Genomic DNA, 23,558 nt, shown 5'->3' with positions numbered 1-23,558 from the left:
CGACTAGGATCGAGCCATTCCTGGATCGGTGTGGAGTCGGCAATGCCAGCATGGTGCTCAATCAGTTTGTGGATGGACCAGCTTGGGGAGGAACTCGCACCCCGACCGTCCCTTGAGCACGATCTGGATGTCGATGTGGCTATCATCGGCGCCGGATATACCGGGCTGTGGACCGCGTACTACCTCAAGCGCCATGCGCCTGAACTGAGCATTGCCATCGTCGAGGCACAAACAGCGGGCTTTGGTGCCTCCGGACGCAACGGCGGCTGGCTGATGGGCAACCTGCTGGGCGAAGACCGCTTGCTTGCAGGGTTGCCTGGGGAACAACGCCGGGAATCCTTCGACTTGTTGCACGGTATTCCTGATGAAGTGAAGAATGTTATCGATCGTGAGGGTATCGACTGCGATTACCGTAAAGGGGGCGCCTTGTATTGCGCGGCGCGCTACCCGGAGCAGGAGACCAGCTTGCGCAGTTATCTGGCCAGCCTGCATGCCGAAGGCCTGAACGAATCCGACTACCGCTGGCTCACCCCGACCGAACTGGCGCAACAGATCCGCATCAACCGGCCTTATGGCGGGATTTTCACACCGCACATCGCCACCCTTCACCCGGCCAAACTGGTGCGTGGTTTGGCCCGCGCCGTTGAGCGCATGGGTGTACAGATCTACGAACAAAGCCCGGTATCCGAGTGGCAGGCAGGGTTCCTACGCACGGCCAGGGCGCAGGTGCGCAGCCGCTGGGTGGTGCCTGCCGTGGAAGGTTATGCCAACACCCTGGCGCCTTTGGGCCGCTATCAACTGCCGGTACAGAGTCTGATCGTGGCAACAGAGCCATTGCCTCAAGCCACGTGGGACGAGATTGGCCTGTGCAAGGGCCAGGCCTTCAGTGAGAGCAGCCGTCAGGTCACTTACGGCCAGCGCACGGCCGACAACCGCCTGGTATTTGGTGCCCGGGGCGGATATCAGTTTGGCGGGCGCCTGCGTGAGAACTTTGACCTCAGCCGCGATGAAATCGAACTGCGTCGCTATTTATTCAGCGAACTGTTCCCGCAACTGAAAAACGCCGAAATCAGCCATGCATGGGGTGGCAACCTGGGGATGTCGCGACGTTTTCAGCCGCACATGCTGTGTGATCGGCAGCAGGGCATTGCCCTGGCCGGCGGCTACGGTGGCGAGGGCGTGGGGGCCAGCCATCTGGGCGGGCGCACCCTGGCCGACCTGATCCTGCAGCGCGACACCCTCGAAGTCCGCCAGCCCTGGGTCTTGACCGAAGGCGGGTTGGGTGCGCTGAAGAGCTGGGAGCCAGAGCCGTGCCGCTGGCTGGGCTACAACGCAATCATTCGCAGCTTTGTGTACGAAGACAAAACCCTGGCCAACCCCAACAGCCCGCCTTGGCGTCGGCAATTTGCCCGCCGCCTGGCCGGGGTGATGGAAGGCTTTATGAAGTAATCCGACATTTGCGTTCAACAGGAAGCACGCCATGAGCATTACCCAGTTCAAAAACACCGCCCAGGTGACGTTGCAGGAGTCTTTCCCCGTGGCCGCGCCCCTCGGTACACCGGTGGCGGTGACCTCGGTGACCTGCGTGGAGCGTAACGACGGCGTCGAAACCGGTATCTGGGAATGCACCCCGGGCCGATGGCGCCGGCAGATCATGGAGCAGGAGTTCTGCCACTTCATTCAAGGCCGCTGCACCTTTACTCCGGACAACGGTGAAACCCTGACCATAGAAGCGGGCGATGCACTGATGTTGCCTGCCAACAGCACCGGTATCTGGGATATCCAGGAAACCGTGCGCAAGACCTATGTATTGATCCTTTGATCGCCGAAACCTGCCTATAAAAACAGCTGCCTAAAACATGCAAGGAATCGAATCATGATCCGTATAAGCCTGTTGCCCCTGATGCTGGCCACTACCTTGTGTCAGGCCGGTGAAACCGTAAAAGTCTATAACTGGTCGGATTACATTGCCCCCGACACGATGAAGAACTTTCAGCGCGATACCGGCATTGCTTTCAGCTATGACCTGTTTGACAGCAACGAAACGCTGGACGGCAAGTTGATGACGGGCTCATCCGGTTATGATGTGGTGTTTCCGTCCAACCACTTTATGGCGCGGCAGATCCAGGGCAAGGCGCTGAAGAAGCTCGACAAGAGCCAGTTGCCAAACTGGAAGAATCTCAACCCGGTGCTGCTCAAGGCACTGCAGGTCAATGATCCGGGCAACGAACATGGTTTTCCTTACCTGTGGGGCAGCACCGGCATTGGCTATAACATCGCCAAAGTAAAAGCCGTGCTGGGGGATGACGCGCCGGTGGATTCCTGGGATCTGATCTTCAAGCCCGAGAATATGGAGAAACTCAAATCCTGCGGCGTGGCGATTCTGGATAATGGCCCGGAGATCTTGCCAGCGGCACTCAACTACCTGGGGTTGCCTCATCACAGCAAAAACCCGGCTGACTACAAGAAAGCTGAAGAGATGCTGCTCAAGGTCCGACCTTATATCAGCTACTTTCACTCATCGAAGTACACCAGCGACCTGGCCAACGGCAATATTTGCGTGGCCGTAGGCTTCTCTGGCGATATCTTGCAGGCCGAAACCCGCGCTAAAGAGGCCGGAAATGGCGTCGAAATCGGTTATTCGATTCCTAGGGAAGGTGCCGCCATCTGGTTTGACATGGTTGCCATGCCCGCCGATGCACCTGACGAAAAAGCTGCTTACAGCTTTATGAACTACCTGCTGCGCCCGGATGTAATGGCCGGGATCACCAACTACGTGCACTACGCCAATGGCAACGAGCAGGCCGATGCCTTGGTCAGCCCTGAAATCAAGGCTGACACCAAGGTCTATCCAACCCCCGCCATGATGGACAAGCTGTTTGCCCTGGAGGCCATGCCGCTGAATATTGACCGGGTACGCACGCGTGTCTGGACCAATATCAAAAGCGGCAAGTAACTAGCGCAATGCTTGCGGGTTGACCAGATTGGCCGGGCGTTCACCGGCCAATGCCGCCAGCAGGTTTTCGACCGCGCAACGGGCCATGGCCTCGCGGGTTTCGAAGGTGGCCGAACCGATATGTGGCGTGGCCACCACGTTATCCAGCTTCAGCAAGGGCGAGGTCAGTTCCAGCGGTTCGCGCTCGAACACATCCAGCCCGGCAGCGCGGATCTGACCTTGTTGCAGGGCGTTGATCAGCGCCGCTTCGTCCACCACTTTGCCTCGGGAGATATTGATAAAAATGCTCTCGCGGCGCATCAGGGCAAATTGCTCGGCGCCGATCAAACCCTCGGTTTGTGCGGTCAGGGGCAAGGTCAGGCAGATAAAGTCGGCTTCTTGCAGCAGCTCGTCGAGGCTGCGGTACTGCGCATTGAAACGCGCCTCTACTGCGGGTTTGGGCGAGTTGCTGTGGTAAATCACCGGCATGCCGAAGCCAAAATGGCCGCGCTGGGCCAGGGCTTCGCCGATGCGGCCCATGCCGATAATACCCAGGGTCTTGCCGTGAACGTCGGTGCCGAAATGCTCGGGGCCGACGTTTTTCTGCCATTGACCGTTGCGCACCATGTTGGCCAGTTCAACCACCCGCCGGGCGCTGGCCAGAACCAGGGCAAAGCCGGTGTCTGCGGTGGTTTCGGTGAGTACATCAGGGGTGTTGGTGAGCTGGATCTTGCGCTCGGTCATATAGTCGATGTCGTAGTTGTCGACACCCACCGACACACTGGCCACTGCTTCAAGGTTCGGTGCCAGGTCCAGCAGTTGCGCATCCAGCTTCAGGCTTGCGCCCAGAATGCCTTGCGCCCGGGGCAGGGCGGCACGCAGTTGGTCCATGCCTGCGGCGTCAAGCTTCTTGATCAGCGTGACATCGGCCTGGGCTTGCAGGCGCTGCATCAGTTCCGGGGACAGTTCTTTGTAGAGCACTACATTCTTTTTCAAGGGATTCACCGACATTGAATTCAAGAGTGGGCCAGACGTTGCGAGGTGCTGTGTTGCGGCGCAGCAGGGTCTTTGGCAGCGGGTTTGAGCATGAGGGTCAGCAGTACCGAAATCATCAGCGCGCCACTCATCAACAGAAACGATGCGCCCGTCGAGCCGGTGGAGCTGTTCAGGTAACCCACCAGGTACGAACCGGCAAACGAACCCAGTGCGCCCATGCTGTTGATCAGCGCCATGGCACCACCGGCCACGTTGGAGGGCAGGATTTCCGGAATGATGGCGAAAAACGGACCATAAGGGGCGTACATGCAGCCCCCGGCAATGACCAGGAGCGCGTAGGACCACCAAAAGTGTTCAGCGCCCAGCATGTAGGAAGCGTAGAACGCCACAGACGCGATCAGCAGCGGTGGCCAGACGAAGCGTTTGCGCTTTTGCATTTTGTCCGAGCCCCAGGACACCACCAGCATCGCAATCACGGCTGCCAAATAGGGCAGGGCCGAGAGCCAGCCAGCTTCGATCATGTCCATCTGCGCGCCTTGCTTGAGAATCGAAGGCAGCCACAGGACAAAGCCGTAGACGCCGATGCTCCAGCAGAAAAACTGCAAGGCCAGCAGGATAACGGCGGGCGTACGGAACGCTGCAGCGTAGTTTTTCACCGGCTTGAGGCCCACTTGCTCGGCATCCAGTGCGCTTTGCAGGTCTTGTTTCTCCTGATTGCTCAGCCATTTGGCTTCGCTTGGACGGTCATCGGCCAGGCGCCACCAGATAAAGGCCCAAAGCACTGCAGGCAGACCTTCGACGATAAACATCCAGCGCCAGCTGTAATGCTGCACCAGATAACCCGATACCACTGACATCCACAACATGGTCACCGGGTTGCCCAGGATCAGGAAGGTGTTGGCCCGCGAACGTTCGGCACGGGTGAACCAGTGGCACAGGTACACCAGCATGGCCGGCATTACGGCGGCTTCAACCACTCCGAGGGTAAAACGGATAACAATCAGCCAGTAGGCGTTGGACACCACGCCGGTCAATGTGGCCAGGCTGCCCCAGAGGATCAGGCTGACAAAAATCAGCTTTTTCACACTGTTTCTCTGGGCGTAGATCGCCCCGGGTACCTGGAAGAAGAAATAGCCAAGAAAGAACAGCGCGCCCAGCAACGACGACAGCCCGGGAGTGATGTTCAGGTCTTCGGCCATTCCTGAGGCAGCTGCGAAACCGTAGTTGGCACGGTCAAGGTACGCCAGGCTGTAGGTGATAAACACGATCGGCATGATGTACCACCAACGACGGGCGGCGAGTTTTAGGGATTGCATAGAGGGTGCTCCTGAGCTTGTTTTTGTTTTTTCGCAGCAGGTGACAGGTCAAGCAGATAGCGGTGTTTCAAGAGGCGCGTGCAGCGCGTTGTAGTGGTTCAATTCGTCGCGGGTGGGCAGGCCTTCCATATCGCCGCGGCTCTGTACGGCGCGACTGCCAATCCAGTTGCCGCGCTGTACGGCCTCGGCAAAACCGAGATTTTCCAGCAAGGCACTGACTACCCCGACGGCAAAGCCATCACCGGCACCCACGGTGTCGATAACGTTGGCCACCGGCACAGCCGGGACAAACTGCTCAACCTGGGCGGTGCGATAAAACGCGCCTTTGGCCCCCAGTTTGATAATCACGGCTTCAGCACCCTGATCGAGATAGAAGGCGGCGATATCGGACGGGTCTTCAAAACCTGTCAGTAGCCGGCCCTCACTCAAGCCCGGCAGTACCCAGTCGGCGTGGGCAGCAAGCGCATTGATGTCGCGAATCATCTGTTGTTCGCTGGCCCACAACGATGGGCGCAGATTCGGATCGAACGACACGCTGTTACCTGCTGCGCGCATCGACTTCATCAGCTCAAAGGACAGTTCATTGCAGCTGGCCGACAGCGCAGGCGGTATGCCGGTGGCGTGCAGGTGGCGGGCGCCGAGCAACTGCGGGTTGAGCACGGAGCGGTCCATATGGCTGGCGGCCGAGCCCCGGCGGAAGTACTCCACCTGTGGGTCGCTGCCGTCGTCAACGCGGGATTTGAACTGAAAGCCCGTGGGATGTTGCGTATCAGTGGTCACGTACTGGCAGTTCAGCCCTTCGGCTTGCAGTGCATGGCGTACAAAGCGCCCTAGGGAGTCCGCGCCCACTCGGCTCAACCAGGCGACATTGAAGCCCAGTCGCGCAAGGCCAATGGCCACGTTGCTGTCCGCCCCGGCGATGCGTTTGTGGAACCGTTCGACCAGGGCCAGATCGCCAGTTTCTTCAGCCACCAGCATGGCCATGGTTTCGCCAAACGACAGCACATCGACCTTAGACATGGCTCAACTCCTGTTGTTTTTGGCTCAAGCGCGCCAGTACGGCGACGTGTTCCTGGGTCAAGCCGTCCAGATCCGAGCCCTGCAGCGGATATTCGATGGCCCGGGTCAGACCGTGGGGCATATGGGTCATCAGGTGCTGCCAGTGCTGCAGGTCGGTGTCGGTTGGCGGTGTGGCGACCAGTTTGCCGTCCGGGCGACGGCTCACGCCTTTGCAGTGCAGATAGGTGACGTAGCGGCCCAGCAAGCGGGCTGCGGTACTGGCTGACTGATCCTGCCAGTGCCAGTTGCCGATATCGAAGGTCATGCTGATTGGCGCTTGCTGTTGTTCAACCTGATCGAAAAAACGCTGCATGGGCTCAATGCGCCCACCGTAGGACGTCTGGTCGTTTTCTACCAGCAGGCGTACAGGTTGCTGGTTGAGCAGGGCAGCGAGGTTTTGCAGGTCACAGTGTTCGGTGAAATAGCCCAGTGACACTTTCAGCCATTGGGCGCCGAAAGCGTGGGCGCGCTGCAAGGTGGCCAGCAGTTGGGTATTGGGCCGCGATTGCCCGGCTTCCCACAGTTCCAGTGGCGATGAGAACACGCATTCAAGCCCGTTATCCTGCATGGCCTGGCTGAATGTGGTCGGATCTTCTGTGGTCAGCAGTTCTTCGCGCAGTTCGATGCGTGACACACCGGCGTTGGCCAACACTTCAATAAAGCTGGCCTGGCCGCGCTGGCGAACCAGATCGGCACCGTAGCTCGACAAACTGATGGAAACGGGAAATGTAGTCATTGTCATTATTCTCTGAAACCGGTTTCATTTTGTTGTGCATCAAACGGCCGGTAACCGGGTCAAGGTTGTCAGCCGGTAAAGTGTCAGGCAGTCATGGGTGATCGGGTTGAGCCGCGAACAATCAATTGAGGGGCAAAATCCAGTGCCAGGGGTGCAGATTTGTCACCGCCCAGGCGTTTAAGCAGGCAGTCAAAAGCGCTGGCACCGATCTGTTGCGTAGGCTGGGCCAGGGCAGTGATGCCGTTACCCACCAGCGGGAACCATTCCAGGTCATCCAGGGCAATCAGGCCCACGTCTTCAAACAAGCGGCAATTCAAGTCGCGCAGCACCTGGGTACAAGCCAGCGCAGCCAGGCCGTTGGCACAAAATATGGCCTTGGGGCCGTGGCCGGGTGCTTGCATAAAGGTCTGGATGGCAGCGCGAAGGCCTGTACCGGTTTTTACTACGGCGCCGTGCAGGGCAGGGCGCGCAGCCAACTGGCGGGTAAAACTGTCGATGCGCTCGATTCGCGAACTGGTGCCATCGACCGGCTCACTGACCATCAGCACATCGCGATAGCCCTGCTGCTCAAGATGCTCCACAGCCATGCGCACCGCGTCAGCGTTATCGAGGCCGACCAGATCGGTATGCAGTTGCTCGACTTTGCGGTCGATCAGCACGATGGGCATTTCCTGATGCAGTTCTTGTAGTGCGTCAGGGTCATGGCCAAGGGTGTTAAGGATCAATCCTTCGATATTGTAGGAGCGTAGCGCTGCCAGATGCTGACGCTCTTGCTCGTCATTACGGTCGGTATTGCACACCACCAGGTTGTAACCGTGCAGACGGCAGGCGGTTTCGACGCCGTGCATGACGGCAATGGAGTAGGGGTTGCGGATATCGGCCACCAGCATGCCGATCAGCCGTGTGCGTCCGCGTTTCAGGCCACGGGCCATTTGATTTGGGCGATAGCCCAGGTCATTGATGGCGCGCTCGATCCGTTCGGCGATGGCTACGGAGAGCAAGGCGCGGTCTTCGCCGATAAAGCGTGACACGCTGGCCTTGGAGACGCCGGCGCGCTGGGCAACATCGAGCATGGTTACGCGGGAGCGTTGAGCTGCGGAAAAACTGTTCACGGCCTGAAACCTTTTATTGGTGTTATCGCAGGCGATTTCGCGGGTGGGCGCTGAAACCGGTTTCATGGAAACCCAAATACCCTGATGACGTCAAGTGACAATGGTTTTAAGGGATACCCGGACCTGTAGCCGCTGAGGAGCGAAGCGAGGCTGCGATCGGCTGCGCAGCAGTCGTAGAACCAGGCCGCTCGACCTCTCAGACATACCGAAATTGCCGGTTTTACGAGCGCTTCGCGCCTCAGCGGCTACAACGATCAGGCAACTTGCTAGTTGCGACGCAAACTTGTCAGTTAGCGACGTTGCACATATAAAAATCGAGAAGTTGCCGTGGTGAGAAAGTTATATGACGAGTGTTATATCAATCTGCTTTCGGCCCAGGTTAGAGACGAACGGGAAGCCGTTTAATTTAACTTTTTATAATTAGACCAGGCAGTCAGTTAGTGGTCGATAACGGATAAAAAAATACTGCCGGTCAAGTATTCAATGTTTCCGGGAACTTGCGCCGTTTGCGCAAATAAGCCGTAAAAAAGTACTGGACTAAATATTTCAGGTTGTGTCAGTTTTGCTCCGCCATAAACGGCGAGTGATAGGACGATCTCGCCAAGGGGTCGTCGTGGTCTGTCAATAAACTTTCTACTGCTAAACAAGGAAATGTTTACATGTCGAAACTTAAAGAGAAAGCGGCACTGTCCGTTGGCCAGGTACAAGCGGCAAGCGCCAGCAGTTCTGCCTTCACTCAGATTGATAACTTTAGCCATTTCTATGATCGTGGTGATCATCTGGTCAATGGCAAACCTTCGCTCACTACCGACCAGGCCGCCGATCAGCTCACGCGCTCCGGCGCCAGTTGGCACGACCTCAACGGCGACGGTGTGATCAACCTTACCTACACGTTTCTCACGGCACCGCCGGTGGGTTACGCGACCCGTGGCCTGGGCACTTTCAGCCAGTTCTCCTCGCTGCAGAAAGAGCAGGCCAAGCTGTCGCTGGAATCCTGGGCCGATGTGGCCAAGGTGACCTTCACTGAAGGCGCTGCAGTCCGTGGCGGTGATGGCCACATGACCTTTGCCAATTTCAGTGCAAGTAACGGCGGTGCGGCGTTTGCCTATCTACCCAGCAGTTCGCGCAAGGGTGAGTCGTGGTACTTGATCAACAAGGATTATGCGGTCAACAAGACCCCGGGTGAAGGCAATTATGGTCGCCAGACCCTGACCCATGAAATCGGCCATACACTGGGCCTGTCGCACCCGGGTGACTACAACGCCGGCAATGGCAACCCGACCTACCGGGATGCGGTGTATGGCGAAGACACCCGTGCCTACAGTGTTATGAGCTACTGGAGTGAAAGCAACACCGGCCAGCATTTCACCAATAGTGGCGAAGGTGCTTACGCCTCTGCGCCATTGCTGGATGATATTGCGGCGGTGCAGAAACTCTATGGCGCCAACCTCGAAACCCGCGCTGGCGATACGGTCTATGGCTTCAACTCCACCGCCGATCGTGATTTCTACAGCGCGACGTCTGCCAGTTCCAAGCTGATTTTCTCGGTGTGGGACGGTGGCGGCAACGACACCCTGGACTTCTCCGGCTTTAGCCAGAACCAGAAGATCAACCTCACCGCCGGTTCGTTCTCCGATGTTGGCGGCATGACCGGCAACGTGTCGATTGCCCAGGGCGTCACCGTGGAAAACGCCATTGGCGGTTCGGGCAACGATCTGCTGATCGGCAACAGCGCTGACAATGTGCTCAAGGGCGGCGCCGGCAACGACATTATCTATGGCGGCGGCGGTGCTGATACCTTGTGGGGCGGTACGGGTTCAGATGTGTTTGTGTTTGGCGCGGTGTCTGACTCTGCGCCGGGTGCATCCGATATCATCATGGACTTCCAGTCCGGTATCGACAAAATTGATGTATCGGCCATCACCAAGCTGGCCGGGCTTAACTTTGTCGAGGCCTTTACCGGCCGTGCCGGTGAAGCGATTGTCAGCTATGACACGGCCAGCAACCTGGGCCACTTTGCGGTCGATTTCAGCGGTCATGCCGTTGCCGACTTCCTGGTGAACACTGTGGGCCAAGTGGCAACTTACGACATCGTTGTCTAAGCCTGCCGGTACACGGGCAGCGCGCAAGCGCTGCCCTCTGCCAGGAAGCCTGAAATCATGAGTCATTTGGCATACCGTTTATTCAGGGCAGTGGGGTGTATCGCCGCACTGCTGACTTTTACCACAGAGAGCGCCATGGCCAATTCCTTGCTGTTGATGAGCCCCGCACAACTGGCGGGCAGTTGGACGTTTTACCTGCAGGGCGATGCAAAAGAGGCCTGCAAGGTGCAGTTGATTGCCGAACATAAAACCTTCAGTGCGCAAGTGAAGTGTTTGAAAACATGGTTGGGCGAAGTGCCAAAAAGTTGGTCACCAACACCGGACGGTCTGTTTCTGATGGGCGAGGATGGAACAGCACTGGTGCATATGAACCGGATTGAGCCCGGTCACTATGAAGCAAAGATCAAACCCGAAACAGTGTTGGTGATGGTGCGTGGCAATCATTAAGTTGTACTGAAATTGTAACTTCAATCGCGCGAGGCTGGGCGCCCCCTGTTAGGAGCGGCGCAAGTGCGCCTGTCAGTTTTATTTATGTGCGAAAGCCGTACTTATCGATCAAGGACGATTCATGAGGCGATTGAAAAACAGCACCGTTGCGCCGTTGATACATGCACTGGCTGACTATAAGAGCATTCTGGTCAGCGTGGGCTGCTTTACTGCCCTGATCAATATATTGATGCTGGTGCCATCGATTTACATGCTCCAGGTGTATGACCGGGTACTGTCGTCACAGAACACAACAACGCTGGCCATGCTGTCATTCATGGTGGTGGGTTTTTTCATCTTTATCGGGATGCTTGAAACGGTCCGCAGTTTTATTGTGATCCGCATCGGCAGCCAGCTGGAGCGCAGGTTCAACCAACAGGTGTACCGCGCCGCGTTCGAGCGCAACCTGTTCAGCGGCCAGGCCCACGCCGGGCAGGCATTGGGGGATTTGACCCTGATCCGCCAGTTTGTCACCGGTCCGGCGCTGTTCGCCTTCTTTGATGCTCCGTGGTTTCCCGTCTATTTGTGCGTGATCTTTCTGTTCAGTCCCTGGCTCGGTCTTATGGCGACGTCTGGGGCACTGCTGCTCATAGCCCTGGCGTGCATCAATGAGGTGATGACGCGCAAGCCCCTGAGCCAGGCCAGCCTGTACTCCCAACAATCCAGCCAATTGGCTACCAGCCACCTGCACAATGCCGAGACCATTCAGGCCATGGGCATGCTGGGTGTGTTGCGTCAACGCTGGTTTAACCTGCATTCGCGATTTCTGGCCGAGCAAAACAAGGCCAGTGACACCGGCGCAGTGATTGGTTCGGTGAGTAAAACCTTGCGCTTGTGCCTGCAGTCACTGGTGCTCGGCCTGGGTGCCTTGCTGGTGATCAACGGTGATATGAGCGCGGGCATGATGATTGCCGGTTCGATTTTGATGGGCCGTGTGCTGAGCCCCATCGATCAGTTGATCGCTGTCTGGAAGCAATGGAGCTCGGCAAAGTTGGCCTATCAACGCCTGGACAGTCTGTTGCGCGAGCATCCGCCCAGTGAAGACAACATGCAGCTGCCAGCCCCCATGGGTCAGGTGAGCTTTGAACAGGTCAGTGCGGCACCGCCGGGACAGCGCCTGCCCACCTTGCATCAGGTCAGCTTTAGCCTCAATGCCGGCGAGGTGCTCGGTGTGCTGGGTGCGTCGGGTTCGGGCAAGTCGACCCTGGCGCGGGTACTGGTAGGCGTCTGGCCGACGCTGGCGGGCACGGTGCGCCTGGATGGCGCGGACATTCACCAGTGGAACCGCGATCAATTAGGCCCACATATCGGCTACCTGCCCCAGGACATCGAGCTGTTCAGCGGCAGCATTGCCGAGAATATCGCCCGCTTTCGTGAGGCAGATCCCCGGCAGGTGGTCGCTGCGGCGCAGCAGGCCGGGGTTCACGAGATGATTTTGCGTTTGGCGCAAGGTTACGACACGGTTCTGGGTGACGAGGGCAGCGGCCTGTCGGGCGGGCAAAAGCAGCGGGTCGCTCTGGCGCGTGCCTTGTATGGCAATCCGCGGCTGGTGGTGCTGGATGAACCCAACTCCAACCTCGATGCCGTCGGTGACGCAGCCCTGACCCGGGCCATTGCTCACCTCAAGGTGCAGGGCTGCACCGTGGTGCTGGTGACGCACCGTTCGGCGTCGCTGGCCCAGGCCGACAAACTGCTGGTACTCAATGAAGGTCGTTGCCAGGTGTTCGGGCCAAGTGCCGAGGTGCTCAAAGCCTTGTCCGGGGCCCAGCAGCAACACGCCGCGCCGCAGGCGGCCAGTATCAACCGTCAGAGTGCTGAAGCATGAGCAAGGACGCTGGATTGATGAATGACCACAATCAACCGCCCGTGCGCGAGCGCGGGGCGGGATTTTACGTGCGGGCAGGCTGGGTGCTGACCCTGGTCGGAGCGGGCAGCTTTTTTCTCTGGGCCAGCCTTGCACCGCTGGACGAAGGCATACCGGTACAGGGTACGGTGGTGGTCTCGGGCAAGCGCAAGGCCGTGCAGTCGTTGGGTGCCGGAGTGATGAGCCAGATTCTGGTGCGCGAGGGCCAGACAGTACGTCAGGGCGAGGTATTGTTTCGACTGGACCAGACCCAGGTTGAAGCTGACGTGCAATCCTTGCGCGCGCAGTACCGCATGGCCTGGGCCAGCCAGGCGCGCTGGCAAAGCGAGCGTGACAACCTGGCACGGGTGAGTTTTCCGCCGGAATTGAGTCTGGACCCTGACCCTCGGCTGGCCCTGGTACTGGAGGGGCAGCAGCAGTTGTTCAGTAGCCGGCGCGAAGCCTTTGCCCGTGAACAGGCCGGGCTCAAGGCCAGTGTCGAAGGCGCAACCCGGCAACTGGACGGTATGCGTCGTGCGCGCAGCGATCAAATAGCGCAGGCCGACTCCCTGCGCCAGCAGTTGAGCAACCTGCGCCCCCTGGCTGAAAAAGGTTATATCCCGCGCAATCGCCTGATGGAATACGAGCGGCAGCTGTCACAGGTGCAGCAGGATCTGGCGCAGAACGCCGGTGAAAGCGGGCGTATCGAGCAGGGTATTGTGGAGTCGCGGCTCAAACTGGCGCAGCACATCGATGAATATCAGAAGGAAGTGCGTAGCCAACTGGCCGATGCCCAGCTCAAAACCCTGACCCTGGAGCAGCAACTGACTTCGGCCGGGTTTGACCTGCAGCACAGTGAAATCTCTGCGCCAGCTGATGGCATCGCAGTCAACCTCAGCGTGCATACCGAAGGCGCGGTGGTGCGGGCGGGCGAAACCCTGCTGGAGATCGTGCCGCAGGGCACCCGCCTTGAGGTCGAGGGACGCCTGCCGGTGCATCTGGTGGACAGGGTGGGCAGCCAGTTGCCAGTGGATATTCTGTTTACGGCATTCAATCAAAGCAGCACACCGCGTGTGTCGGGGCAGGTCAACCTGGTTTCCGCCGACCAGTTGCTCGATGAAAAAACCGGCATGCCGTACTACGTGCTGCGCAGTTCGGTGAGTGATCAGGCGCTGGAGAAACTCAACGGGTTGGTGATTAAACCTGGCATGCCGGCCGAGATGTTTGTACGCACGGGCGAGCGCTCGCTGCTCAATTACCTGTTTAAACCGCTGCTGGATCGCGCAGGGTCTGCGTTGACTGAGCGCTAGGATGCTGCAATTTATGAAAACAGTTTCGATGTTGGGCCTGGGCCTCGCGCTGTGGGCGGGCCTCGCAGCCAGCGCACAGGCACTGGGGCCGTTTCAGGTATATGAACAGGCCTTGCGCAATGATCCCGAGTTCCTCTCCGCCATCAAGGCGCGGGACGCGGGCTTGGAGAGTCGCAATATTGGTCGTGCCGGGCTGCTGCCCAAACTCTCGTACAACTACAACAAAGGCCGTAATAACTCCCAGGCCACCTATTTGAATGAGCGTGGCAATACCCACGACGACCGCAACTACAACAGTTATGGCTCGACCTTGACCTTGCAGCAGCCATTGATCGATTACGAGGCGTACGCCAATTACCGTAAAGGCGTGGCCCAGTCGCTGTTTGCCGATGAGACATTTCGCAGCAAAAGTCAGGAACTGCTGGTGCGGGTGCTGACCCATTACACCCAGGCGTTGTTTGCGCAAGACCAGATCGACAATGCCCGGGCCAAGAAAAAAGCCTATGAGCAGCAGTTTCGGCAAAACGAGCACATGTTTCGCCAGGGCGAGGGCACCCGCACCGACATTCTTGAAGCCGAGTCGCGTTACGAGCTGGCCACTGCCGAGGAAATCCAGGCCCATGACGAACAGGATGCGGCCTTGCGCGAGCTGGGCGCGTTGATTGGCGTGGCCACCCTGGATATCGATGAGCTGACGCCATTGACCCGCAGTTTCAGCTCATTGCCGCTGGAACCGGGGAGTTTCTCGAGCTGGCATGAAATGGCACTGGAGAGTAATCCGATACTGGCGTCGCAGCGTGAGGCGCTGGAAGTGGCAAGGTACGAAGTTGAGCGCAACCGGGCAGGGCATCTGCCCAAACTCAATGCCTATGCCAGCGTGCGAAAGATGGAATCCGACAGTGGCAACACCTACAACCAGCGCTACGACACCAACACCATCGGCATTGAAATCAGTGTGCCGCTGTATGCAGGGGGCGGGGTGTCGGCTTCGGTGCGTCAAGCCAGCAGCAATCTGGCCCAAGTGGAGTACGAGCTGGAAGGCAAAACCCGTGAAACCCTTATCGAACTGCGACGCCAGTTCAATGCCTGCCAGTCGGGCGTGAGCAAACTACGGGCTTATCAAAAAGCGCTGATTTCAGCCGAGGCGCTGGTCGTATCGACCCGTCAGAGCATTCTGGGCGGGGAGCGGGTCAATCTCGATGCGCTAAACGCCGAGCAGCAGCTGTACAGCACGCGGCGTGACCTTGCGCAAACCCGTTACGACTATCTGCTGGCCTGGACCAAGCTGCATTTTTACGCAGGCACCCTGGGCGCACAGGACCTGGCACGGGTCGATGAAGCGTTTATCGCGCCGGGGCAAGCATATTGATTTGATCAACGAAGAGAGAAAAACCATGGCAGTGTTTGACTACAAGGATGTGGGTTCCAGCGTATCGGCAACACAGTTCAAGGATGCGATGGCAATCATGCTGTACAGCTATCACAACCTGGACAACGGCTTTGCCGTGGGTTACCAGCAACATGGTCTTGGCACCGGGCTGCCTGCCACACTGGTCAAGGCCTTGCTCGGCGGTACCGATGCCCAAGGGGTAGTGCCGGGGATTCCCTGGAACCCCGATTCGGAAAAGCTTGCCCGCGAGGCGGTCGAAAAAGCCGGGTGGACCCCTATCAGTGCAGAACAGTTGGGCTACACAGGCAAAGTCGATCAGCGCGGGACTTTTTTTGGTGAAAAAGCCGGCTACGGCACTGCCCAGGTGGAGATCCTCGGCAAGTACGCAGCCGATGGCCAACTGACTTCCATCGGTATCGGTTTTCGCGGCACCAGCGGACCGCGTGAGTCGCTGATTAGCGATTCCATCGGCGATGCCATCAGCGATTTGCTGGCAGCGATCGGGCCTGCCGATTACGCTAAAAACTACAGCGCCAACGCGTTTGACATGCTCCTGGGCAAAGTGGCGACCTTTGCCAGCGCGCAAGGGTTGAGCGGCAGCGACGTACTGGTCAGTGGCCACAGCCTTGGCGGCCTGGCCGTCAACAGCCTGGCAGACCTGAGTGGCGATCATTGGGCGGGGTTTTATCGCGACTCAAAGTACATAGCCTTTGCTTCACCCACCCAGAGCGAAAGCACCGACAACGTGCTCAATATCGGCTACGAGAACGACCCGGTGTTCCGTGCCCTCAATGGTTCGGATTTCAATCTGTCGTCGCTGGGCGTGCATGACGCGCATCAGCCATCCGCCACCAACAATATTGTCAGTTTCAATGATCACTACGCGTCCACCGCGTGGAATCTGATGCCCTTTTCGATTGCTAATATTTCGACCTGGATCACCCACTTGCCCAGTGGCTATGAAAGCGGCATGACGCGGATTCTCGACTCGGCGTTTTATGACCTGACCGAAAAGGACTCGACCATTGTGGTCGCCAACTTGTCCAGTCCGGCACGGGAAAACACCTGGGTCCAGGACCTCAATCGCAACGCCGAACCGCACAAGGGCAGCACCTTTATCATAGGCAGCGACGGTAATGACTTGATTCAGGGGGGGCGCGGCAATGACTTCCTGGAAGGTCGCGACGGCAATGACACCTTCCGTGACAGTGGCGGCTACAACATCATTCTGGGTGGCAAAGGCGTCAATACGCTGGACTTGCAACAATCGTTGAGCCGCGTGGATGTGGTCAATGACGGGCAGGGCGCCTTGTATGTGCGCGATAGCCACGGCGGGATCACTATTGCCCGTGATATCAGTTTCCTGATAACCGAAGAGCCCGCCTGGCTGGGCCTGACCCACCGCGAAGTCAGCCATCGAGTTGATGATCAGGGGCTGTGGGCCGGCAAAGACCGCACTGATTACACTCACTCGGTCAAGGCAGGGGCTGCGGACAGTACCCTCACGGCCGTTGAGCAGGGTGACTGGCTGCTGGGGCAGGGCGGCAACGATCACTTGATCGGTTTGCACGGCAATACGGTGTTTGTTGGCGGCGCAGGCAATGACCTGCTGGAGTCGGCAGGCGGTAATAACACCTTTGTGTTCAGCGGTCATTTTGGCAACGACACACTGCTGGGCTACCAGCCCAGTGACAAGTTGGTATTCCTGGGGGTGGATGGTGGCTACAACGCGGACTACCGGGCCCATGCCAGCGCGACGGGGCATGACACCGTGCTCAGCTTTGGCAGCGACTCGGTGACCCTGGTGGGTGTAGGGCTGGCCTCCCTGGCGAGCACGGACATTGTCATCGCCTGACGGCGAGTTGCAAGGGGCAAGCTTCAAGCGTGCTGCTTGTCACTTGCCGCTTGCAGATACCTCTAAACCTTAAACTGACGTAACAGCCCATTGAGCTGCACGCTGAGCTCCTTGAGGTGGGCACTGGCAGCGCTTGATTGCTCTGCCGCCAGGGCGGTGCCTTGGGACAGTTCGGCGGCCTGGGTCACATTCAGGTTGATGTCTTCCACGACATGGGCCTGTTGCAGGGTAGCGCTGGCTATCGAGGCATTGAGGTCGTTGAGGTTGCTCAGGGCCTGGCCGATGCTGGTCAGGCTCTGCCCGGCCTGGGTGGCCTGTTCGATGGTCAGCTGGGAGGCGCGACTGCTGCTGCCGATCACGTTGACGGCGGCTTCCGAGTGTTTTTGCAGGCCTTCGATCATGGTCTGGATTTCGGCCGTGGATTTTTGCGTGCGCTGGGCCAGTAGTCGAACCTCGTCCGCCACCACCGCAAAACCCCGACCCTGCTCACCGGCGCGGGCTGCTTCGATCGCAGCGTTGAGGGCCAGCAGGTTGGTTTGCTCGGCAATCGAGCGGATCACTTCAAGCACGCTGCCAATTTCGCTGCTTTGCGTGGCCAGGGTGCGGATCACCTCGACGGCCTGATGGATGGTGGCGGACAGCTGGCCGATCTGTTCCAGGCTGGTATCGATATTCTGCTGTCCAAGCTCGGCTTGTGACTGCGCACCGCGCATTTCGCTGGCTGCGTGCTCGGCGTTTTTCGCCACATCTTGCACGGCATAGGTGACTTCGTTGATCGCCGTGGCCACCTGATCCATTTGCAGGGCTTGCTGCTGGCTGCGCTGTTGCGCGGCGCTGGCGTCACTGCCCAGTTCCGTGGAGGACTGGTCGAGTGCCGTGGCAGTGGCCTGTAAATGGCTGATCACATTGCGCAGCTTGGCGGTAAAGGCATTGAAATGATGGGCCAGTAAAGTGACCTCATCACGGCCGTGGGTATCCAGGCTTCGGGTCAGGTCGCTTTCACCACTGGCGATATTGGCCATGGCCTGCACGGCCTCTTGCAGCGGTCGCACGATGCTGCGAGCAATCAGGGTCACCAGCAGCGCCATGATCAACGCGATGCCAAGGCCAGCCCAACTGGCTTTCCAGGCTTGAGCGCGGAACTCGGCCTGCATGTCGTCGATATACACGCCCGAGCCTATTACCCAGCCCCACGGCTCGAACAGTTGTACATAAGAGGTTTTTTGCACAGGCGCTTCGGCGCCCGGTTTTGGCCAGCGGTAGTCCACCATGCCCGAACCTTTGCTTTTGGCCAGGCTGGCCATCTCGTTGAAAATCGCAAAGCCGTCCGGGTCCTTGATGGCCGACAGGTCTTTGCCATCGAGTTTGGGGTTGGTGGGGTGCATGACCATATAAGGGCGCAGGTCATTGATCCAGAAATAGTCATCGTGGTCATAGCGCAGCTGGCTGATCACGGTCAGCGCCTGCTGTTGCGCGGCTTCACGGCTCAAGCTGCCGGCAGCTTCCAGGCCCTGGTAATAGTTGAGTACCCCGCTGGCCGCTTGTACCACGTGCCGGGTTTTCTGGGCTTTACCTTCATACAAATCGTCATGTATCTGTTTTAGCATCAGCAATCCCAACGCCAGCAGCATGGCCATGGCCACAATCAAGATCAGCCATAAACGTCGGCTGATGGATAACCCGCGCAGGGTATTCATAAAGGCTCACTCCTGGTTTTTCTTCTTGTGGTGATTCACAGAACAACTTTTTTCAGACTTGCCTGTCAGACGAGACCGAGCTCATGTCATAGCAGCGAAAGTGGAACGTGTCTGATAGGATCTCGGCCGAAATTGGCAAAGCTTCATCTTTATTGATTTCTGACAGTTTTTTCACAGCGCGTCGGGGCGCATGTCGCACTTTTGTCCTGCTCCGGAGCCGTGGCTGCAACACCTTAATCAAGACTAATCAGCTCTGCATGAGGCAGGGCTTTATGGGGGAATAATGGATCTTTGGACTGCCGCTCAGGCGTTGATTTTGGGCGTCGTTGAAGGCTTGACGGAGTTTTTGCCGATCTCGAGTACGGGCCACCAGATTATTGTGGCCGACTTGCTCAACTTTGGCGGCGAGCGGGCGATGGCATTCAACATCATCATCCAGCTGGGTGCGATTTTGGCTGTGGTCTGGGAGTTTCGCCGCAAGATCATCGATGTTGTCGTTGGTTTGCCCACCAAGCCCGAGGCACGTCGTTTCACCATCAACCTGATTATCGCGGTGATGCCGGCGGTGGTGCTGGGGGTGATTTTTGCCGATGTGATCCACGAGTACCTGTTCAACCCGATTACCGTGGCCACGGCCCTGGTGATTGGCGGTGTGATCATGCTGTGGGCCGAGCGCCGCCAGCATGTGATTCGCGCTGAAACCGTGGACGACATGACCTGGAAAGACGCGGTGAAAATCGGCTTTGCCCAGTGTCTGGCGATGATTCCCGGCACTTCGCGCTCGGGTTCGACCATTATCGGCGGCCTGCTGTTTGGTCTGTCGCGCAAGGCGGCCACCGAGTTCTCATTCTTCCTGGCCATGCCGACCATGGTCGGTGCTGCGGTTTACTCCGGCTACAAGTACCGTCATCTGTTCCAGCCTGACGACCTGCCGGTCTTCGCGATAGGTTTTGTCACCTCGTTTATCTTCGCCATGATCGCAGTACGCGCCTTGCTGAAGTTTATTTCCAATCACAGCTATGCCGCTTTTGCCTGGTATCGTATTGGTTTTGGCCTGTTGATCCTGGCCACCTGGCAGTTCGGCTGGATTGACTGGACGGCAGCTGCAGCGTGAGGAATGGGCATAACGGCGCACCGGTGCGTGGCTTGAAGCTCAAGTTGCTGGTATTGCTAGTGCTGTGCGCCTTGCCGATGGGTGGCTCGGTGAGCGTGTTGCTCACCGGGGGCAGCCCGCTGCCGCTGCTGGCCTATGCAGTGGCCAGCCTGCTGGCGTTCGGCCTGTACCGCTACGACAAGCAACAGGCCGCGGCTGGTCAGTGGCGCACGCCGGAGAAAGTCTTGCACGGGGTTGAGCTGCTGGGCGGTTGGCCAGGGGCACTGGTGGCGCAACAAATGTTTCGCCACAAAACCCGCAAATTGTCTTATCAGCTGTTGTTCTGGTTGATTGTGGCTGTGCATCAGGTGGTATGGATCGACGTCCTGTTCCTGAACAGGTCGTTTCTCCCGCTGTTGCGGTTACAGCAGTAAACCGATCTGACGTTTTTTCGCCAGTTTTCCCACCACCAGTTGGTGGGAACGGCGCAACAGGTCCTGCAGCTCTTCAGCGCCCATCGGATAAGGTGCTTGCATATTGATCCAGTACGCTCGCGCCAGATAAGGCGACGGGCGTATACCCGGCCGATCGATGTAGCCCAGAAACAGTTCTTTCTCGACCTTGAACGAAAGCCCGTTGCTGTTGAGGTTGAACAGGGCAAACATCTTGCTGTCGTCGATAAAAAAAACCTCGACCCCACCCCATTTCACTGCTTCCTGAGCGCCCGGCAGGTTTCGGCAGAATTCGGCTACATCCTGTTTGGTCATTGCGGTCATAGCAGTTTGTCTCCACAGCTTTCGAATGACTCAACCAGGTGGTCGATCCAGGCCCGCACGGCTGGTATCACCCCGCGTCTGTGGGGATACACTGCGTGCAGCCAGCCACCGGGCAGGGTCCATTTGGGCAATAGTTGAACAAGCTGGCCGTCTTGCAGCTCCTGCTCGCAATACATCATGGGCAACACGGTGAAACCCAGGCCGGCCAAGGTGCAAGCTTTGCGCACGATAAAATCGTCAACCCCCAGGCGTGCTTCAAGCACCAGGTTGCAGCCCTTGCCGTGCTCGTCGAGCATGCGCAAGTGAACCATGCGATCGGCCTCGAGCGCTCCCAGCAGCGGGATTTTTTTCAGGTCTTCAGGGCTATCAACCGGCCAATTACGGGCAAACTCGGGGGTGGCTACCATCACGGTGCGGGCCTGACGCAGGCGCCGCGTGACCAGCGACGGGTCTTCATCGCCTTCTTCGCGCACCCGTAAGGCCACATCGATGCCGTCGGTGACCAGATCGACGCGACGGTTGAGCAGGTTGACCTCCAGCTGCACCAGGGGATAGGCCTGCAGAAAGGAACTGATCACCCCGGGCATAAATTCATGGGCCAGCCCCACGGGGCACGACACACGCAAGGGGCCGCGTGGCTCGCTGGACATGCTGGCAACGGCTTCGTCGGCCATTTCGGCTTCCAGCAACATGGCCTGGCAATGGCGCAGATAACGCTCGCCCACAGCGGTCAGCTTGAGCTGACGTGTGGTGCGCTGCAGCAAGCGGGCGCCCAGACGCTCTTCAAGTTCGGCCACGCGCCGCGACAGACGTGACTTGGGGATGCCCAGCAATCGTCCGGCAGCAGCGAAGCCACCGGATTCGACCACCTTGGCGAAATAGTAAAGGTCGTTAAGGTCTTGCATGGCGTGCTCACTGTCCTGCAGGTGGGACGAACTATCGCATAATGGCCAACTTATCGTCGATTGCTTTCATTGGTAGTATCCCCTCCATCGAGATCGCCCAGAGGCGGTCATCATCTGGAGATCACCATGAAACTGTTGCATATCGATTCGAGCATTCTGGGCGACAACTCGGCATCCCGTCAGTTGAGCAGCGAAGTGGTCAAGGCATGGCAGGCTGCTGATCCACAAGTAGAGGTCAGCTACCGCGACCTGGCCGCTGAAGCCATTGAGCATTTCTCGGCCGCTACCCTGGTGGCTGCCGGTACTCCGGCCGAGCTGCGTGATGCGGCACAAAAACACGAAGCCCAGTTGAGTGCTGACACCCTGGCCCAGTTTCTCGCGGCTGACGCGGTGGTGATTGCAGCGCCGATGTACAATTTCACCATTCCAACCCAGCTCAAGGCCTGGATTGACCGCATCGCAGTTGCTGGCCAGACCTTTCGTTATACCGAAGCCGGCCCTGTAGGGCTGTGCGGCAACAAGAAAGTAGTAGTGGTATCGACCTCCGGTGGCCTGCATGCGGGTCAGGAAACCGGCGTAGCTCACGAAGATTACTTGAAAGTGATGCTGGGCTTCATGGGCATTACCGACGTCGAATTTGTCCGCGCCCACGGCCTGGCCTATGGCGACGAGGTACGCAGCAAAGCCATGAGCGATGCACATGCGCATATCAAGCAGGATCTGTTCAGCGCAGCGTAAGCAATCTCAGGCGCAGCACTGTCTAAACTCTGTATTCTGGTCTTTGTAAAAGGATCGGGGTACGGAGTTTTTTGCGTCTGGCCCGGGTTGTGCAGAGTGTGATGCTGTCGAGCAATGCACCGTTGAAGGTGAGCCTCCATGATGCGTCTGTGTGCGGTACTGGTGTTGTTGATCGCAGGTTGCCCTGTCATGGTGCAAGCTGAGCCCGGATACCACTGGAGCGCGGGTTTTCATCGCCTGAGCTTTCTCGATCCGCTGGACGATCAGCCCATGCGCGCCATTGCCTTTTATCCTTCCACGGATCCCGAAGGCGTCAGCAAGATGGGCAGCTACGAAGTGCAAGCCACCGAAGGCGCGAAAATCGCCATGGGCCGTTATCCGCTGCTGATGCTATCCCATGGAAACACCGGCACGCCACTGGCGTTGCATGACCTGGCCACCTCATTGGCGCGCAAGGGGTTTGTAGTAGTCGCCGTGCTGCACCCTGGCGACAATTACAAGGATCACAGCCGTCTGGGCACACTGAGTAACCTTTATGGGCGGCCGATGCAAATATCTGCTGCACTCAGCGCGACTCTGGCCGATCACGATTTGTCACCCTATGTGCAAGACGATCAAGCAGGGGTCATCGGTTACTCGGCAGGGGGCGAAACGGCGTTGATCCTGGCCGGCGCCCAGCCTGACCTGGATCGACTGCGCCGCTATTGCCAGGAACGCCCTGAAGACCGTGATGCCTGTACTACCAAGGGCGAGTTGATCGCCGATCGTGATGACTTGGTAGCTGTCTCGAACCCTCGCGTAAAAGCCCTGTTGCTGATGGCGCCTTTGAGCCTGATGTTCGGCCGGCAAACCCTGGCTGATGTGAATGTGCCTGTGCTGCTGTACAGCGGTGACAACGATCAGTTGGTGTTTCCCGATAAGAATGCCGATGCCCTGGCGCGCAAGCTGCCCGTGGAACCTGAGTTCAAGATGATCCCCGGTGCCGGGCACTTCGTCTTCATGGCGCCCTGCAGCGACGAGCAAATGGCGGTTATGCCCGGTTTATGCACGGATGCTCAAGGGGTTGATCGAGAAGACATCCATCGTGACCTGATTTATGAGGCGGGGAGGTTTTTCAGCAAGGTCCTGGAACCTGCAGCACAGGGCAGAACCGCTTCAACCGACCACCAGACTTGCCCTGTTGGCCGGTTGGGCGCTCGCCACTGTTAG

General features: G+C 58.3%; 21 protein-coding genes. 13 read left to right on the top strand and 8 right to left on the bottom strand.

What is annotated here, in order from left to right; all coding sequences use genetic code 11:
* Positions 1 to 42: 42 nt before the first annotated feature.
* The 3 genes from V6L81_RS15795 to V6L81_RS15785 are packed head-to-tail and all read left to right on the top strand — an operon-like array spanning position 43 to position 2,956.
* On the top strand, positions 43 to 1,449 hold the full coding sequence (locus V6L81_RS15795) for an FAD-dependent oxidoreductase (RefSeq protein WP_338660130.1): 1,407 nt from the start codon (positions 43 to 45) through the stop codon (positions 1,447 to 1,449).
* A 31-nt stretch (positions 1,450 to 1,480) separates the two neighbouring features.
* The gene (locus V6L81_RS15790; protein ID WP_095000145.1) at positions 1,481 to 1,822 is read left to right on the top strand and encodes a cupin domain-containing protein; all 342 of its coding nucleotides are present in this window, start codon (positions 1,481 to 1,483) and stop codon (positions 1,820 to 1,822) included.
* Positions 1,823 to 1,876: 54 nt separating this feature from the next.
* On the top strand, positions 1,877 to 2,956 hold the full coding sequence (locus V6L81_RS15785) for a polyamine ABC transporter substrate-binding protein (RefSeq protein WP_095000146.1): 1,080 nt from the start codon (positions 1,877 to 1,879) through the stop codon (positions 2,954 to 2,956).
* Here V6L81_RS15785 and V6L81_RS15780 read toward each other — a convergent pair whose 3' ends face one another.
* The 5 genes from V6L81_RS15780 to V6L81_RS15760 form a co-directional block, all read right to left on the bottom strand.
* Positions 2,957 to 3,931, bottom strand: coding sequence for a D-glycerate dehydrogenase (locus V6L81_RS15780; RefSeq protein ID WP_095000620.1), 975 nt, complete (start codon positions 3,929 to 3,931; stop codon positions 2,957 to 2,959). It lies immediately after the preceding gene.
* A gap of 20 nt (positions 3,932 to 3,951) precedes the next feature.
* Complete coding sequence (locus tag V6L81_RS15775) at positions 3,952 to 5,247, bottom strand: MFS transporter (RefSeq protein ID WP_095018532.1); 1,296 nt, start codon at positions 5,245 to 5,247, stop codon at positions 3,952 to 3,954.
* A 48-nt stretch (positions 5,248 to 5,295) separates the two neighbouring features.
* Positions 5,296 to 6,267 (bottom strand): sugar kinase, encoded by a 972-nt coding sequence (locus tag V6L81_RS15770; RefSeq protein WP_095000148.1) that lies wholly within the window; start codon positions 6,265 to 6,267, stop codon positions 5,296 to 5,298.
* Positions 6,260 to 7,042, bottom strand: a complete 783-nt coding sequence (locus V6L81_RS15765; RefSeq protein WP_338660129.1) for a TIM barrel protein — start codon at positions 7,040 to 7,042, stop codon at positions 6,260 to 6,262. Before V6L81_RS15765 ends, V6L81_RS15770 begins: the two co-directional genes overlap by 8 nt.
* A gap of 83 nt (positions 7,043 to 7,125) precedes the next feature.
* Complete coding sequence (locus tag V6L81_RS15760) at positions 7,126 to 8,154, bottom strand: LacI family DNA-binding transcriptional regulator (protein ID WP_095000621.1); 1,029 nt, start codon at positions 8,152 to 8,154, stop codon at positions 7,126 to 7,128.
* Positions 8,155 to 8,813: 659 nt separating this feature from the next.
* Here V6L81_RS15760 and V6L81_RS15755 point away from each other — a divergent pair.
* The 6 genes from V6L81_RS15755 to V6L81_RS15730 all read left to right on the top strand — a co-directional run bounded on the left by V6L81_RS15755 (position 8,814) and on the right by V6L81_RS15730 (position 17,140).
* Positions 8,814 to 10,256, top strand: a complete 1,443-nt coding sequence (locus tag V6L81_RS15755; RefSeq protein WP_338660128.1) for a serralysin family metalloprotease — start codon at positions 8,814 to 8,816, stop codon at positions 10,254 to 10,256.
* Positions 10,257 to 10,313: 57 nt separating this feature from the next.
* Positions 10,314 to 10,703, top strand: a complete 390-nt coding sequence (locus V6L81_RS15750; protein ID WP_095018535.1) for an AprI/Inh family metalloprotease inhibitor — start codon at positions 10,314 to 10,316, stop codon at positions 10,701 to 10,703.
* 121 nt (positions 10,704 to 10,824) lie between these two features.
* Positions 10,825 to 12,567, top strand: a complete 1,743-nt coding sequence (locus V6L81_RS15745; protein WP_338660127.1) for a type I secretion system permease/ATPase — start codon at positions 10,825 to 10,827, stop codon at positions 12,565 to 12,567.
* A gap of 17 nt (positions 12,568 to 12,584) precedes the next feature.
* Positions 12,585 to 13,895: an HlyD family type I secretion periplasmic adaptor subunit gene (locus V6L81_RS15740; RefSeq protein ID WP_222434747.1), complete on the top strand. Its 1,311-nt coding sequence runs from the start codon at positions 12,585 to 12,587 to the stop codon at positions 13,893 to 13,895.
* Between the two features lie 13 nt (positions 13,896 to 13,908).
* Entirely contained in the window at positions 13,909 to 15,264 is a 1,356-nt protein-coding gene (locus tag V6L81_RS15735; protein ID WP_338660126.1) for a TolC family outer membrane protein, read from the top strand.
* A gap of 25 nt (positions 15,265 to 15,289) precedes the next feature.
* A complete protein-coding gene (locus V6L81_RS15730; RefSeq protein WP_338660693.1) occupies positions 15,290 to 17,140 on the top strand; it encodes a polyurethanase in 1,851 nt (616 codons plus the stop codon).
* 62 nt (positions 17,141 to 17,202) lie between these two features.
* On the opposite strand, the gene V6L81_RS15725 is transcribed toward V6L81_RS15730, so the two are convergent.
* Positions 17,203 to 18,837, bottom strand: a complete 1,635-nt coding sequence (locus V6L81_RS15725) for a methyl-accepting chemotaxis protein (RefSeq protein WP_095000154.1) — start codon at positions 18,835 to 18,837, stop codon at positions 17,203 to 17,205.
* Between the two features lie 283 nt (positions 18,838 to 19,120).
* Between V6L81_RS15725 and V6L81_RS15720 the strand changes: the two genes are divergently transcribed.
* Positions 19,121 to 19,951, top strand: coding sequence for an undecaprenyl-diphosphate phosphatase (locus tag V6L81_RS15720; protein WP_338660125.1), 831 nt, complete (start codon positions 19,121 to 19,123; stop codon positions 19,949 to 19,951).
* Entirely contained in the window at positions 19,948 to 20,364 is a 417-nt protein-coding gene (locus V6L81_RS15715; protein WP_169916327.1) for a DUF1294 domain-containing protein, read from the top strand. The genes V6L81_RS15720 and V6L81_RS15715 overlap by 4 nt, the downstream gene beginning before the upstream one ends.
* Here V6L81_RS15715 and V6L81_RS15710 read toward each other — a convergent pair.
* Positions 20,353 to 20,697: an MmcQ/YjbR family DNA-binding protein gene (locus V6L81_RS15710; RefSeq protein ID WP_095018561.1), complete on the bottom strand. Its 345-nt coding sequence runs from the start codon at positions 20,695 to 20,697 to the stop codon at positions 20,353 to 20,355. The genes V6L81_RS15715 and V6L81_RS15710 overlap by 12 nt on opposite strands.
* Positions 20,698 to 20,702: 5 nt before the next feature.
* Complete coding sequence (locus tag V6L81_RS15705) at positions 20,703 to 21,611, bottom strand: LysR substrate-binding domain-containing protein (protein ID WP_095000157.1); 909 nt, start codon at positions 21,609 to 21,611, stop codon at positions 20,703 to 20,705.
* Positions 21,612 to 21,737: 126 nt separating this feature from the next.
* On the opposite strand from V6L81_RS15705, the gene V6L81_RS15700 reads away from it, so the two are divergent.
* Complete coding sequence (locus V6L81_RS15700) at positions 21,738 to 22,349, top strand: FMN-dependent NADH-azoreductase (RefSeq protein WP_095000158.1); 612 nt, start codon at positions 21,738 to 21,740, stop codon at positions 22,347 to 22,349.
* 138 nt (positions 22,350 to 22,487) lie between these two features.
* Positions 22,488 to 23,558 (top strand): dienelactone hydrolase, encoded by a 1,071-nt coding sequence (locus V6L81_RS15695; protein WP_338660124.1) that lies wholly within the window; start codon positions 22,488 to 22,490, stop codon positions 23,556 to 23,558.

The organism is Pseudomonas bubulae (assembly GCF_037023725.1).
Lineage (GTDB): Bacteria > Pseudomonadota > Gammaproteobacteria > Pseudomonadales > Pseudomonadaceae > Aquipseudomonas > Aquipseudomonas bubulae.
The sequence above is the reverse complement of the archived record's forward strand: the minus strand, read 5'-3'. Positions and strand labels throughout refer to the sequence as shown.